Source organism: Salinimicrobium xinjiangense DSM 19287 (genome assembly GCF_000423585.1).
GTDB lineage: Bacteria > Bacteroidota > Bacteroidia > Flavobacteriales > Flavobacteriaceae > Salinimicrobium > Salinimicrobium xinjiangense.
In genome coordinates this window covers 58296-72592 of sequence record NZ_AUIG01000022.1, presented here as the reverse complement: position 1 = coordinate 72592, position 14297 = coordinate 58296, and the positions used below count along the sequence as shown (strand labels likewise).

16 protein-coding genes are annotated in these 14297 nt (G+C 40.6%); 7 read left to right on the top strand and 9 right to left on the bottom strand.

Going from position 1 to position 14297, the window contains the following annotated elements; genetic code table 11:
• Positions 1-4: 4 nt before the first annotated feature.
• The 4 genes from ligA to G564_RS0109365 form a co-directional block, all read right to left on the bottom strand.
• A complete protein-coding gene (ligA, locus tag G564_RS0109385) occupies positions 5-1996 on the bottom strand; it encodes an NAD-dependent DNA ligase LigA (protein ID WP_029037441.1) in 1992 nt (663 codons plus the stop codon).
• The gene (locus tag G564_RS0109380) at positions 1993-2658 is read right to left on the bottom strand and encodes a VOC family protein (RefSeq protein ID WP_029037440.1); all 666 of its coding nucleotides are present in this window, start codon (positions 2656-2658) and stop codon (positions 1993-1995) included. The genes ligA and G564_RS0109380 overlap by 4 nt, the downstream gene beginning before the upstream one ends.
• Entirely contained in the window at positions 2655-3500 is an 846-nt protein-coding gene (gene prmC / locus G564_RS0109375) for a peptide chain release factor N(5)-glutamine methyltransferase (RefSeq protein ID WP_029037439.1), read from the bottom strand. Before prmC ends, G564_RS0109380 begins: the two co-directional genes overlap by 4 nt.
• 234 nt (positions 3501-3734) lie before the next feature.
• Entirely contained in the window at positions 3735-4220 is a 486-nt protein-coding gene (locus G564_RS0109365) for a GNAT family N-acetyltransferase (RefSeq protein ID WP_029037438.1), read from the bottom strand.
• A gap of 430 nt (positions 4221-4650) precedes the next feature.
• On the opposite strand from G564_RS0109365, the gene ribD reads away from it, so the two are divergent.
• Genes ribD through G564_RS0109345 form a run of 4 tightly spaced genes read left to right on the top strand, consistent with a single transcriptional unit; the run spans position 4651 to position 7781 of the window.
• Positions 4651-5700 carry a bifunctional diaminohydroxyphosphoribosylaminopyrimidine deaminase/5-amino-6-(5-phosphoribosylamino)uracil reductase RibD gene (gene ribD / locus G564_RS0109360; RefSeq protein ID WP_029037437.1) on the top strand — a complete coding sequence of 350 codons (1050 nt, stop codon included), beginning with the start codon at positions 4651-4653 and terminating at the stop codon, positions 5698-5700.
• Positions 5693-6301, top strand: a complete 609-nt coding sequence (locus G564_RS0109355) for an HAD family hydrolase (protein WP_029037436.1) — start codon at positions 5693-5695, stop codon at positions 6299-6301. The genes ribD and G564_RS0109355 overlap by 8 nt, the downstream gene beginning before the upstream one ends.
• The gene (locus tag G564_RS0109350; protein ID WP_029037435.1) at positions 6298-7173 is read left to right on the top strand and encodes a membrane protein; all 876 of its coding nucleotides are present in this window, start codon (positions 6298-6300) and stop codon (positions 7171-7173) included. Before G564_RS0109355 ends, G564_RS0109350 begins: the two co-directional genes overlap by 4 nt.
• A complete protein-coding gene (locus tag G564_RS0109345) occupies positions 7164-7781 on the top strand; it encodes an IMPACT family protein (RefSeq protein ID WP_037373776.1) in 618 nt (205 codons plus the stop codon). The genes G564_RS0109350 and G564_RS0109345 overlap by 10 nt, the downstream gene beginning before the upstream one ends.
• Here G564_RS0109345 and G564_RS0109340 read toward each other — a convergent pair.
• Complete coding sequence (locus G564_RS0109340; protein WP_029037433.1) at positions 7775-8173, bottom strand: acyl-CoA thioesterase; 399 nt, start codon at positions 8171-8173, stop codon at positions 7775-7777. The genes G564_RS0109345 and G564_RS0109340 overlap by 7 nt on opposite strands.
• A gap of 212 nt (positions 8174-8385) precedes the next feature.
• On the opposite strand from G564_RS0109340, the gene dnaA reads away from it, so the two are divergent.
• From dnaA to G564_RS0109325, 3 genes are read left to right on the top strand one after another with little or no spacing between them, the layout of a single operon-like run.
• The gene (gene dnaA / locus G564_RS0109335; RefSeq protein ID WP_029037432.1) at positions 8386-9813 is read left to right on the top strand and encodes a chromosomal replication initiator protein DnaA; all 1428 of its coding nucleotides are present in this window, start codon (positions 8386-8388) and stop codon (positions 9811-9813) included.
• A 3-nt stretch (positions 9814-9816) separates the two neighbouring features.
• On the top strand, positions 9817-10272 hold the full coding sequence (locus tag G564_RS0109330) for a low molecular weight protein-tyrosine-phosphatase (RefSeq protein ID WP_029037431.1): 456 nt from the start codon (positions 9817-9819) through the stop codon (positions 10270-10272).
• 1 nt (position 10273) lies between these two features.
• Positions 10274-11002 carry an SAM-dependent methyltransferase gene (locus G564_RS0109325; RefSeq protein ID WP_029037430.1) on the top strand — a complete coding sequence of 243 codons (729 nt, stop codon included), beginning with the start codon at positions 10274-10276 and terminating at the stop codon, positions 11000-11002.
• Here the strand turns inward: G564_RS0109325 and G564_RS0109320 are convergent.
• The 4 genes from G564_RS0109320 to dapF all read right to left on the bottom strand — a co-directional run bounded on the left by G564_RS0109320 (position 10980) and on the right by dapF (position 14197).
• Positions 10980-11654 (bottom strand): hypothetical protein, encoded by a 675-nt coding sequence (locus tag G564_RS0109320; protein WP_029037429.1) that lies wholly within the window; start codon positions 11652-11654, stop codon positions 10980-10982. The two genes, G564_RS0109325 and G564_RS0109320, sit on opposite strands and share 23 nt — an antisense overlap.
• A 194-nt stretch (positions 11655-11848) precedes the next feature.
• Positions 11849-12892 (bottom strand): endolytic transglycosylase MltG, encoded by a 1044-nt coding sequence (gene mltG, locus G564_RS0109315; RefSeq protein ID WP_029037428.1) that lies wholly within the window; start codon positions 12890-12892, stop codon positions 11849-11851.
• A gap of 1 nt (position 12893) precedes the next feature.
• On the bottom strand, positions 12894-13415 hold the full coding sequence (locus G564_RS0109310) for a GNAT family N-acetyltransferase (RefSeq protein ID WP_029037427.1): 522 nt from the start codon (positions 13413-13415) through the stop codon (positions 12894-12896).
• Positions 13409-14197: a diaminopimelate epimerase gene (gene dapF, locus G564_RS0109305; RefSeq protein ID WP_029037426.1), complete on the bottom strand. Its 789-nt coding sequence runs from the start codon at positions 14195-14197 to the stop codon at positions 13409-13411. The genes G564_RS0109310 and dapF overlap by 7 nt, the downstream gene beginning before the upstream one ends.
• Positions 14198-14297 lie beyond the last annotated feature (100 nt).

Genomic DNA, 14297 nt, shown 5'->3' with positions numbered 1-14297 from the left:
AAGATCATTCCAGCATTTGCAGGAATTTCTTCTCACTGATGATCGGAATACCCAGACCTTCTGCTTTTGCCAGTTTACTGGGGCCCATGTTCTCCCCGGCTACCACATAGCTTGTTTTTGAAGAAATTGAACCAGAAACTTTTCCGCCGTTGTTTTCGATGAGCTTTTTAAGATCATTTCGCGACATCTCAAAAACTCCAGAAACCACAAAGGTCTGCCCTTCAAGTTTATTTGTTTGGCTTGCAAGCTTTTCTGCTGAAATCTCCAGTTGCAATCCATAGCCCTTCAATCGCTCGACATTTCTCACGTTCTCGTCGTCTTCAAAGAATTCTACCACACTTTCGGCAATTCGTTCCCCAATTTCATCAACATTTTCAAGCTCTTCCTTTCCCGCTTTTTGCAGGGCATCTACATTTTTAAACTGTTTCGCTAATTTCTTAGCTACTGTTTCCCCTACGTATCTTATCCCGAGAGCAAAAAGTACACGTTCAAAAGGGATCTGCTTTGAATTCTCAATTCCGTTGATCAAATTTTCAGCCGATTTTTCTGCCATGCGTTCCAATGGCAGGATCTGTTCCTTCTTCAGTTCATATAGATCGGCATAATTACCAATCAGGCCTTCGTTGACCAGGAGCGCCACTGTCTCGCCTCCAAGACCCTCAATATCCATTGCTTTTCTTGAAATAAAATGCTGGATACGTCCAATGATCTGGGGAGGACAGCCGTTAAAGTTAGGACAGTAATGCTGAGCTTCCCCTTCATTTCTCACCAGCGGAGTATTACATTCGGGACACTGAGTAATATATTCTGTTGGATTCGATTTTGGATCCCTCTTCGTGAAGTCCACACCTATTATCTTTGGTATGATCTCCCCTCCTTTTTCCACATAAACCTCATCCCCTTCCCGAACATCAAGTTTTTCGATCTGGTCTGCATTATGAAGAGAGGCTCTTTTAACAGTTGTTCCCCCCAGCTGCACCGGCTTGAGATTCGCTACCGGAGTAATAGCTCCTGTACGTCCCACCTGATAGGTGATCTTGTTGAGTCGGGTGGAAACCTGTTCGGCTTTAAATTTATAAGCCATTGCCCACCGTGGAGCCTTCGCTGTATATCCCAGCTCCTCCTGCTGGTGTAGGTCATTGACCTTCACCACTACCCCATCTGTTTCATAAGGCAGATCATGACGGTGAACATCCCAATAATTCACATAATCCAGTACTTCCTTCAGGCTTTTTGCCAGTTTGGCTTCCTCGGGGACTTTAAAGCCCCATGCCCTGGCTTTTTCAAGACTTTCATATTGTGTCTTCAAGCCGTGCAGGTTTCCTGCCAGGCTAAAAAGCAAACAGTCGAGGGGTCTTTTTGCAACCTCACCACTGTCTTGTAACTTTAAACTTCCGGCGGCCGTATTCCGCGGATTAGCATAAGGCTCCTCCCCTGCTTCTACTCTGGCTGCATTTAAATGAGCAAAACCTTCATACGGCAAAACGATCTCGCCTCTAATTTCAAATCTTTCGGGATAATCTCCCTTTAGCTTTAAAGGGACAGAACGAATTGTACGCACATTGTTAGTGACATCATCTCCTTTAAAACCATCCCCCCGGGTTACCGCCTGCTTAAATTCTCCGTTTTCATAGGTGAGACTTATCGAGGCCCCGTCAAACTTTAATTCACATGTGTAGTTGACTTCTCCATCCACCTGCTTCCTGATCCTTTTTTCCCAGTTCTCCAGGTCCTCCTTAGAATAGGAATTATCAAGGGAATACATTCTGTGCTCATGAACTACAGTGGCGAAATTCTTTGTCACTGCCCCACCAACTCTAAGGGTGGGCGAATTTTCATCATGGAATTCGGGATGTTTTTCCTCCAGCTCCTGAAGCTCCTTAAGCTTCTGGTCAAATTCATAATCTGAAATTTCCGGCTTAGCCAGAACGTAATACAAATAATTATGGCGGTGCAATTCTTCCCGCAGCTTCTTTATTTTTTCTTCAGGTTTCATAGAAGTCTAAGCTTTTCGTCCTTATATGAGGCTCCAAAAATGGCATTTTGAACAGATATTTTTATTTCAAATGGAGCAGCAAAGGCTTTATCTCCGGTAGGAATCCAGTCTTTTTGATCTTTATCGATGATGATGAATAATCCCTCATCATCTCCCGTAGCACAAAATCTTTCGTAGTCTCCGCTGAACTTCGTGAGACCAAAGTTCGTGTTAAGAAAATTGAAGTTCTCTTCCACATTCGATGTAGCAAGGCCAATCTCACTAATTCCCAATATGCTTTCTGCGGAAAATTCTTCGGAAGAAGTCTCGAAAAGATGACTCCTCGAAATGAATTCAAGAATATTATTATCGCGATCGTAGAAATACAGCGATTTGGCCTGCCAGGCCGGAAAGTCAATGATCTTTTCATGAGCATCGGGAAGGATCTCCAGCCGTTCTTCCAGCCAGACTAATGCCTCTTTTTCCTGATGCGGCGGAATATGAAATGCAATGTGATATGGTTTTGCATCCTCATCTTTAACAAATTCCAGAGTTGAATACCCTATCTCCACTTTAAAAACATCTTCTGAAAGCTTCTTTACCGGAAGCTCTAAAACCTCTTCGTAAAAACGGAGCTGCGAATCAGGATTGGGAGTGAAAATTTTCAGGAAATCAATTCTCATCGTTTACTGCCTTTTAACATGCGGTGAACTCCGAAAATATCCTTTTTAAGCCGGGTTTGGAAATTTTTTTCAGCTAAAAGTGCTTCAGTTTCTTTTCTAAGGTACTGGTTGATCTCAAAATATAACTTTCCTCCCGCCTTCAGGTGATGTGAAGCCAGTTCAGAAATCTTCCGGTAGAACAGTAAGGGATCTTCGTCCTTTACGTAAAGCGCGGTCTCCGGTTCGTATTCCAGGACATTGCGCTGCATGTCCCTTTTCTCCAGCTCACGCACGTATGGCGGATTAGAGACTATGACGTCAAATCTATCCGGCAAATCTTCGGCAGCAAGAATATCGGCATGAATAAAATTGACTTTTACCCTATTTAAAACGGCATTCTTCTCCGCCACTTTCAAGGCTTCTTCAGAAATATCGATGGCCGAAACTTTTGCTTTCGGCAGATGCTTCGCCAGGCTAATAGCTATGCATCCGCTTCCGGTACCAATGTCGAGAACGCTTATCTCCTGTGTCTCTTTAAAATCATCGAGTATCCACTGCACCAGTTCTTCTGTTTCCGGCCGCGGAATCAGGGTGTTTTTATCTACATGAAATTTTAATCCGAAGAACTCTGTCGAGCCGGTAATATACTGAATGGGCTCATGCCGCCGGAGCCTTTGAAGAGCTTCCTCGAACTTCTCCAACTCCTGTGAGCTAAGATCCCGCTGCGGATTCAAAGCGAGATCCAGCCGAGACAATCCAAGTAATTTTGAAGTCAGGATATTGAAAAAGGAGCCCACCTCTTCGGCAGGATAGTCTCCTGCTAAGGTCTCAAAAAAGTGATTTTTAAAGGCTATTATTTTCATACCCCTAATTCCCCTCAAGGGAAACTTTGATGTTTATTGCGTTAATGTCCGCAATAAGAAATTACAATTTTCAATTTTTAAAATCTTCAAAATTCAAAATCAATTTCCCGCAGATCACGCAGATTTCCGCAGATTTTTCCCCCCCCCCTAAATCCCCGAATCATCAAATTCTCAAATCATCATATCTTCAAATTAATTTGGAATTTGGTGCTTAGGAAAATTAGAATTTTAAAATCAAAGATCCTTTATCATCCAAACCGAACAATTGTAATGACCGGTATCTCCCAAAGGTCCTTCCAGTGGCGTGAATCCACTGCGGGCGTAAAGTTTTTGAGCGTGTTCCATATACGGCATGGTTTCCAGGTAACACTTTTCAAAACCTTCCTCTTTAGCGAAATTGAGACATTTATGCATCATTTCCGCACCGGCACCTTTTCCTCTTATTTCGGGCAAAAAATACATTTTTTGAAGTTCACAGACTTTCTCATCTCCATTTGCAAGCGGCGCAATCCCGGCGCCACCTATGATCCTGTCATTTTCTTCCACCACAAAATAAGCATGCCCCGGCTTATCATACTCGCTGTACATATCATTTAGAGATTCATCTTCATAGGCCGTCCCTACTTTTGGCACTCCCATTTCCACCAGCACGCTTTGCACTACCTGCTTCACCTGCAAATTATCTTTTAATTCGATCTCCCGAATTCTATAGTTGCTCATTGAAATAATTATTTGCCCAAAAATAATATAAAGAAGATATCCGCCGATCACTCAATCTCACATTCTCTAATATGTGAAGTGTTTTAATTCTTAAGAAGATCATTATCTGACAATTATCATATTTTTTTACCCTAAAAATCAATATTTTCACCAATAAACCCTGCATATAGATCAAAAACCTGGAGTAGCTTATCACAGCGTTCTTTAAAAAATCTGGTAATGGATTATGGACCTTATATATTTGGGGGAGTAATTACGGTAGTTATCTTTGCCCTATACTGGTTATGGAATAACTATTTCGAATAAGACCTTTATCTTTTCTTCTTCAACCTCTATTCCTGTTTTATTTCCGGAATTCCTTAAAAGCAGTAGTATAAATCTGGATGCTAATTGGAAGCTAATTCTATCTTTTTAATGCTATTTTTGCAGGGTGGACAGGCATGAATTTTATATAAGCCGCTGTATTCAGCTCGCTCAAAATGGATTGGGCAAAACATATCCCAATCCCGTTGTAGGGAGTGTGATTGTATATAATGATTTGATCATTGGCGAAGGCTGGCACCACAAGGCCGGAGAACCACATGCTGAAATAAACGCCGTTGCATCGGTTAAAGACAGGAGCCTGCTTACAAAATCCACCATTTACGTAAGTTTGGAGCCTTGCAGCCATTATGGGAAAACACCTCCCTGCAGCAATCTTATTATTGACAGCGGAATTAAACGTGTTGTAATAGGAACAGTTGATCCATTTTCGGAAGTAGCGGGTAAGGGAATAAAAAAGCTCATGGATGCCGGCTGCGAAGTAAGAGTCGGCGTTTTGGAAAAAGAGTGCAGAGAACTTAACAAGCGCTTTTTTACATTCCATACCAAACAGCGTCCCTATATCATATTAAAATGGGCACAAACCAGCGACAACTTTATTGCGCCCTTACCTGATAAAAGTGCTGCACGAAAACCTGTATGGATAACAGGGAAATATTCCCAACAGCTGGTTCATAAATGGAGATCTGAAGAACAGGCTATTATGGTGGGCACAAATACAGCTGTTGCCGATAATCCCAGGCTTAATACCCGTTTATGGCATGGCTCCAACCCCGTTCGGGTGGTGCTGGACCGGCAACTAAGAATTCCGAAGGATTCTCACATTTTTGACAATTCAGTAAAAACCATTGTGTTAACCGGGAAAGTTTCTGAAGAAAGAAGTGCCAAAAATGTCATTTTTGAGCAGGTAGATTTTAGCATGGATCTTCCTCAACAGGCTAGTGACGTCCTTTTCCGACACGAAATACAATCGGTCATTATCGAAGGCGGGCGGCAAACGCTTCAGGCTTTCATTGACAGCGGACTTTGGGATGAAGCAAGAATTTTCACAGGCAATAAGACATTTAAAGAAGGAATAAAAGCTCCGGAGATTTCAGGAAAAATAGCATCTGAAACTCAAATAGAGTTGGACCGGTTAAAGATCTATTTCAATGATTAAAAATATAATTTTCGATTTTGGCGATGTTTTTTTGAACCTCGACAAACCGGCGACTGCGAGAGAATTAAAGAAGCATAAAATTGTAGATTTTCCCGAGGTGATGCTTCAGAAGAACATGGAATACGAGAAAGGTCTCATTTCTTCAGAAGATTTCATTGAGGGTTATAAAAAATCTTTTCCGCAGTTAACTTCAGAAATGATCACCGGTTCCTGGAATGCCATTCTTCTGGATTTTCCGGAACACCGTCTTGAATTTCTAAAGAAGCTGAAACAAGAGGGAAACTACACGCTCATTCTGCTTAGCAACACCAATCATATTCATATCGACTGGGTGAAGCAAAACATTGAATTCTTTGAAGAGTTCAGGAATTGTTTTGATGCTTTTTATTTGTCTCAGGAAATCAATTTGAGAAAGCCTGATCCTGAGATCTATGAGTATGTTCTCACACAGCATGAATTAATTCCCGGGCAAACTTTATTTATAGATGACACTCCCGAAAATACTAAGGCTGCAGCAAAACTGGGAATAAAGGTGTGGAATATCGATCCTGCCAAAGAAGACGTGACAGATCTTTTCACTATTAAAAAGGACCTGTTTTGATCTACCTGCTTTTAAGTGTACTCTCTTCGAGTGTGATCTTCGTGATCTTTAAACTCTATGACAGGTTTGGAATCAACACCCTGCAGGCAATTATTTTCAATTATTTTTTCGCCTTTGCCTCCGGAATGCTCATTGACCAAAGAGTTCCCGAAGTAAGGATATTTAGTGAAGCATGGTTTCCCGGAACAGTGATCCTGGGTTTTATGTTTATCGCCGTGTTCTATCTGGCTGCACTTACCACTCAGCGCAGCGGTCTTTCGGTAGTATCTGTAGCCACCAAAATGTCGGTCGCAATTCCGGTATTTTTTGGGATTGTTCTTTACAACGAAAGTACCGGATTTATAAAAATTGCAGGGATCCTTCTCGCCTTAGCCGCAGTTTATCTCACTTCCATTAAAAAGAAAGAAGGAATAAAGATCAGGAAACGAAATCTAATTTTCCCCCTGTTAGTCTTTTTTGGAAGCGGAATTATTGACACTACAATTAAATTCCTGGAGACCTCTTATGTAGTGGAAGCAGATGTTGCCCTTTTCTCCTCTACAATCTTTGCAATAGCGGGTCTCGTAGGAGTAAGTATTTTAATTATACAGGCATTCCTGGGAAAACTGGTTTTAAGTTTTAAAAATGTGCTGGGAGGAATTGCCCTGGGAATTCCTAATTTTGGTTCGATCTATTTTCTTGTCCTTGCTTTAAGGACAGAAGGAATGGAAAGTTCTACCGTATTTCCATTAAACAATGTAGCCATTGTTATGATCTCTACTTTCCTGGGAATCCTACTCTTTAGAGAAAGAATGTTGACCAAAAACTGGATTGGAATTGCTCTTGCAGTAGCAAGTATCATTCTCATTGCAACTTCAGAATCATGGATGTAGATGACACTTACAGAACTATCACTAAGGCTTCGGAAGAGGTATTGTTCAAGGATAAGAACAGTAAGTTCTTTGGGTACGTTTATCCCGTAACTTCCGAAGAAGAGGTGAAAGACCATTTGGAGGAGCTTAAGAAAAAACATCATTCGGCGAGGCACTGGTGCTATGCCTGGCAATTAGGTAAAACAAGTCCTCACTACCGGGCCAATGACGACGGGGAACCCTCAAATTCTGCAGGAATGCCTATCTACGGACAAATTCAATCCTTTGACGTGACTAATATTCTTATAGTGGTAGTCCGTTATTTTGGGGGAGTGAAATTAGGGGTGGGAGGATTAATAAATGCATACCGTACGGCGGCTCAAATGGCTTTGGAAACTTCAAAGATAGTCACCCGCACAATAGATGTCAAATTCGAAATTGCATTTGATTATCCCGAAATGAATAAAGTGATGAGAGTGATCAAGGAAAATAACTTAAATGTAGTGGACCAGATTCTTGAACTGGATTGCCGCATCATTATCCTGGTGCGAAAGAAAGAAGCTGAAAGGATCTATGAAAAGTTTGACGCCACCTATAAGGTTCAGATCAAAGAACTCGAAGATCAATAGCCTAATTTCTTCAGCAATTTTTCGGGACATATTACAGGTCTCTTCTTTACGGTGTCCATAAAAACAAGTGTAGTTTCTGCTTCGGTAAGCAATTCCCCATGCTGATTATATATAAGGTAACTAAATTCTATCCTCACCCCGGGTTTCTGCTTAAGGAAAGTTTCTATTTTTAGGGTATCATCAAACGTCGCCGACTTGAGAAATTTAAATTTCATCTCGAAAACAGGCAGCATAACCCCCTCCATTTCCATTTTTTTATAGGAGATACCCAGGGAGTCAAGCCACTCTATACGGGCGATCTCTAAGTATTGAGCATAGTTTCCATGGTAGACTACTCCCATTTGATCTGTTTCGGCATATCGAACTTTAACATAGGTAGAGTGGCTTTTCATAATTTTTTTATGTGATTATTTAAATCGGTTTTGTACTTTCACAGTGAACGAAGTATGCTAAAATTTTTGTTAAAATTCAAGTGCCTGAACGTTTTTTTTTCAGATAATTTGTTCACATATTTGTTGCACTAATAAACCCGGGAGAAAGAAAGTTTTCTCTTTTTCTTATGGAAGTCACAACTAACAAACGAATCGTAAATTTAGAATCCGGAATGTCAGAAACTGCGCAATCAGTTTGGAATAGCTGCCTAGCTTTCATCAAAGATAACATTACTCCCCAGGCATATAAAACCTGGTTTGAACCAATACAGGCAGTTAAGCTGACAGACAAGGCACTTAGCATACAGGTCCCCTCAAAATTCTTCTATGAATGGCTCGAGGAACATTATGTTAAACTTCTTAAAGTTTCGTTAAACCGGGTGTTAGGAGACCAGGCGAAATTGGTCTATGTTATTAGAATGGAAAATACTTACGGAAACAAACAACCCTTTACTGAAAAAATCCCAAGTACTAATCGTTCTAATGTTGCTTCCCAGGAGGTAGATGTGCCGATCAAAAACAAAAATCCGGAGCTCAAGAATCCGTTTATTATTCCGGGGATAAGGAATGTTAAGATCGAATCCCAGTTAAATCCTAATTACAACTTCGATAATTTTCTGGAGGGAGATTCCAACAGGCTTGCCCGTTCTGCAGGACTGGCTGTAGCAAACAAACCCGGAGAGACTTCTTTTAATCCATTGCTCATCTTTGGAGGAGTAGGTCTAGGAAAGACACACCTGGCCCATTCTATCGGTATTGAGATCAAAGACAAATATCCCGAAAAGACCGTTCTTTATATCTCAGCCGAAAAATTTACTCAGCAATATATTGAGTCGGTAAAGAAGAATAACCGTAATGATTTCATTCATTTCTATCAGATAATCGATGTATTAATAGTGGATGATATTCAATTGCTTTCCGGAAAGGCCGGAACTCAGGATGTTTTCTTCCACATTTTCAACCATCTGCATCAAAACAGAAAGCAGGTGATCCTTACCAGTGATAAGGCGCCGGTGGACATGCAGGATATCGAACAAAGATTACTGTCCCGTTTTAAATGGGGACTTTCTGCCGAATTACAACATCCCGATACCGAAACAAGAATTTCTATTATTAAGAATAAGCTGTACCGCGACGGAGTGGACATGCCCGAAGAGATAGTGGAATTCCTGGCCAATAATATAAAGACAAACATCCGTGAACTTGAGGGTGCTATTATCTCCCTCATCGCGCACTCTTCCTTTAATAAAAAAGATATCACGCTTGATCTTGCAAAAAAGATCGTGGACAACTATGTTAAAAACACCAAACGTGAAGTTTCTATAGATTACATTCAGAAGATCGTAAGTGAATATTTCCAGATGGATGTGGAAACGCTCCAATCCAAAACAAGGAAACGTCACATTGTACAGGCAAGACAACTGGCCATGTTCTTCGCCAAGAAGTTCACAAAAGCTTCATTGGCAAGTATTGGATCTCAAATTGGAAAAAGAGATCACGCAACCGTGCTGCACGCCTGCAAGACTGTAGATAATCTGGCTTCTACAGACAAACAATTCAATAAATATGTTGAGGATATCAACAAAAAATTAACTCTGTAGGTCATGAAAACCAGGATACTTATGGTGTGTCTTGGCAATATTTGCCGGTCACCCCTGGCCGAAGGCATTTTAAAATCTAAGGTTGATACCAATAAAATTTTTGTGGACTCTGCCGGCACCGGTGATTATCACATAGATGAAGGGCCCGATCCCCGTTCAGTTGCCATTGCAAATCAATACGATCTGGATATAACATCGCAGCGGGGAAGACAATTCTCTGTGGAAGATTTTGACAATTTTGACAGGATCTACGTAATGGACATGTCTAATTATCACAATGTAATTTCGCTGGCAAGGAATAACGAAGACAAGGAAAAAGTCTCTTTAATTCTTAATGAAATTTTCCCGGGGGAAAATGTAGAAGTTCCCGATCCATATCATGGCGGAGAAGACGGATTTCAGAAAGTTTATGAAATGCTTGACCAGGCCTGTGATGTAATCGCCGAAAAGAACAGTTGATTTGACCAATTCATTCTCACATTCAGGAAAATTATATTTATTGCCTACCACTCTGGGTGATAACGATCCTTTGGATGTTTTACCAGCCAGTGTTCAGCAACAGGTAAAAAGAATAGATTTCTTTATTGCCGAGAACGAGAAAACCGCCCGAAGAGCAATAAAAAAGTTAGCACCGGAAAAATCACAACCTGCCTTAAATTTTTCACTTTTAAACAAGCATACAGACCCGGCAGAGATTCCATCTTTTCTCAACCCCTGTAAAGAAGGACAAGATGTGGGGCTCCTGAGCGAAGCCGGATGTCCCGGAGTAGCAGATCCCGGTGCCGAAGTTGTAAAAGTAGCACATAACCAGGGAATACAGGTGATTCCCATGGTTGGCCCCTCCTCTATTTTGCTTGCAATGATGGCATCAGGAATGAATGGCCAGAATTTCGCCTTTAACGGCTATTTACCAATAGATAAATCTGAACGTAAATCTGAAATAAGAGCTCTGGAAAAGCTTTCTTTAGAAAAGAATCAGGCGCAATCCTTTATTGAAACGCCTTACAGAAATAATAAAATGCTAGAAGATCTTATTCAGGTTCTAAGTCCGGCAACCCGCATTTGTGTGGCCTGTGATCTTACCTTAGCATCTGAATTCATCGCCACCAGGACAGCTTCCGAATGGAGTAAAACAAAAGTGGACCTTCACAAGAGGCCCACGATCTTTATATTACAGAAGGATTATTAACCTTCGCGGCCTTATCCGGCACTATTGAAGAAGTATCGTATCCCGCAAATTTTTTGAAATAATGCTTTATTGAAGTTCCGAATCCGTCATTAAAACTGTTCGTGCCATTGCTTCTAAGAAATTTTTTCACATTACCGGGACCAGCAAGATGTGCGGCTGCGAGTATTCCTGATTCAGTTATCTGAATACCATTTACCACCTTATCCTGAAATTGTGCAATGTCCTTGCGTAAAACCCACTTGTTTCGGGAAGCATTGGCATAAAACGCCTCCTCCTGAAGATCTGGAGAATTTAAGAAAAGATTAGTATCTCTTATCCCAATCAATTTAAGAGTTCCTCTCCCAAACTGATATTTCCCCATGTATCCGAATTCATTAATGATCTTGTAATCTCCACCAGATTCCTTGAAACCAACAGCCTCTTTAAAAGCAAGGTATGATTTTCCAAGTTCCGGGTAAGCGTGAACTTCAGGATCAATCATCGCAACATCTGGTGCTGCGGGTACTTCAAAGATCATCTCCTCGTTAACTGTTTTGAATTCTTCCAGAACAGCATCGGTAAAATCCTGTGCTTTTTTAGTCGAAAAGCTATAAAAGAATATAGATGCTCCTACAACCGGTAATACTGAAAATTTTGCAACTTTCTTCTTCATCCTATTTGTTTTTGCTCCGAGAAAAGCCTTACAGATTTCCTTAATTCGGCCGACAAATGTAAGAATAATTTTAATAATCTTACTATCAGCATGTTAAACCATTCTTAATGGATTTTCTCAGTTTTCCAGAATAAAGCATTTAACGTGCCAAAAACATATTTAGTATGGCTTTTAAATTATTAAGATGCAGCCGGTTACCTGTTGATACGCTGTTGATTTATCCAACGCACGTATTCTCTTTTATTCGCATTGTGCTGGGAAAGTGTTTTTGCGAATTTATGATAGCCAAAATTTTGCACATCGGCCACAAAATAAAAATAGTCATGATCCTCATAATCCAGGACTGCATCTATAGAAGTGATGTCGGGCATAGTAATAGGTCCCGGCGGAAGATGGCGGTATAGATAGGTATTATAGGGAGAATCTATTTTAAGGTCTTTGTAAAGTACCCTTTTAATAATGGTGTCAAAATTTTGATTCACATCCTTCAAAGCATAGATAACAGTAGGGTCTGCTTCCAGTCTCCATCCTTTTTGAATACGGTTCATATAGACTCCGGCTACTTTCGGCCTTTCATCCACCTTAGCTGTTTCTTTCTGAACAATGGAAGCCAATACCATTACCTCATGAGGAGTTAATCCGATCTCCTTTGCTTTTTTCTGCCTTTCCTGGTTCCAGAAACGATCATATTCTGTTTTCATTCGTTGGCGGAATTCTTCAGCAGAGGTATTCCAAAAGAACTGATACTTATTAGGGATGTACATAGACAGAGCATTTCTTTCCCTGAAGTTGTTTTCTTGCAGGAAAGCAGAATCCTGCATCACGCGGAGCAGTGAAAGACTATCTGCCTCTATTTGTTGTGCTACCCTCCCCGCAAGATTCTCCAGACGCTCCTGGTTGTTAAAAGTCACCCAAACAGGTGCATTCGTACTCCTTAAGGTGTTTATAATGTCATTATTACTCATTCCTCTTTTAAGAATGAACCTTCCTGCCTTTACATTCCCCGTATAACCTTTTTTTTGAGCTATAAGATCAAACTTCTCCCCATCCTTTAGTAAGGGTGCTAACTTCTCCTTTACATCTGTATAAGTAGCGCCTGTAGGTACATAAATCTCTACTGTTTCTTCATTGAAAGCAGTGTTGGCATCAAAAATCACTTTGTATATATAAAAGGAGAAGCCCGCCAAACCCAAAATGCCTAAAAGGGCAATTATCAAAAGAATTTTTTTTATGTACATATTAATTGATCAATTGATAAGTAAGCTCAGTCTTATATACATCATCTATAAGGTTCCAGTCTTTTTTAGTAGCAGCAAGACTAAAGCCGGCTTTCTCAAAAAGGAGTTTACTTGTAAGATTATCTTCTCCTATATTGGCATAAACCTGATGCAAACCTAAATGTGTAAAGCAGTATTTACAAACAAGGTCGAGAGCTTCTTTACCATAACCTTTGTTCCGGTTCTTCTTCTGAACAATAAGTATTCCAAGAGCAGCCCGACGGTTGCGGGGATCAAAATCAAAAATATCAATAAAGCCTAAAGTCTCCCCCTCATTAGAGCAAATCACCAGCCGCAACTGTTTCACCTCAAAAATATCTTTATGAGAATTCTCCAGATACTGCTTAAGTATATATCTGGAAAATGGTACGCTCGTAGCACTTACCTCCCAGAAATCTTCATTATTCTCTACTTCAAAAAGAAAATCAAGATCTTCGGGTTCAAGTGCACGTAAATAAACCATTTCTCCCTTTAATGTCACCACGTTACCTCTCCTTTAAAAACCTGTTTTGCAGGCCCGGTTAACCAAATTTCTTTAAAACCTTTTCCATCGGGTGTAAAATTCACTGCGAGTTGTCCCCCGGGGGTTTCCAGGTGAATCGTAGTTACCTCACTCCGCTTTGTAGCAAAAGCTGCGAGAGCGACCGCCGTGACTCCCGTTCCACAGGACAAAGTTTCATCTTCAACTCCTCTTTCGTAAGTTCTTACTTTAAAAGTTGATTTATCCACAGTCGAAACAAAATTGACATTTGTGCCTCCAATTTCTGAATACTGCTCTGAGTAGCGCACTGCCGCACCTTCCTCTTTCACGTTAATGTTATCCACCTCTTCTGAAAAAATGACATGATGAGGTGAACCTGTATTCAGAAATACGGCATTTCCCATCTCCTTAATTTCAGAAACATTCATCATTTTAAGTCCTACAAGTTCATTCTCTATGGTAGCTTCATGCAAGCCATCAATCGCGGTGAAAATAGCTTTATCCTTTACAATACCTAAATATTTTGCAAAGGCAACAAGGCATCTTCCTCCGTTTCCGCACATACTGCTCTCATTTCCATCTGCATTAAAATAAATCATTTTAAAATCCTCTGCGCTACTATCGGGATTATCCAAAAGAATAAGGCCATCGGCTCCAATGCCAAATTTTCTGTCACAGAGTGACCGGATTAGATTGGTATCATTTTTGGATACTTGTGGTAGACGGTTATCAACCATAACAAAGTCATTCCCCGTTCCCTGGTATTTATAAAATATAAGCTTCATCAGGTAAATTTGAAGGGGTAAAGATACAATAAAGAATAAAAAATAAGGTCCCGGCTTAATAGCATAAGAGCATCTGTAAGTCGGCACATAAACCATAAAT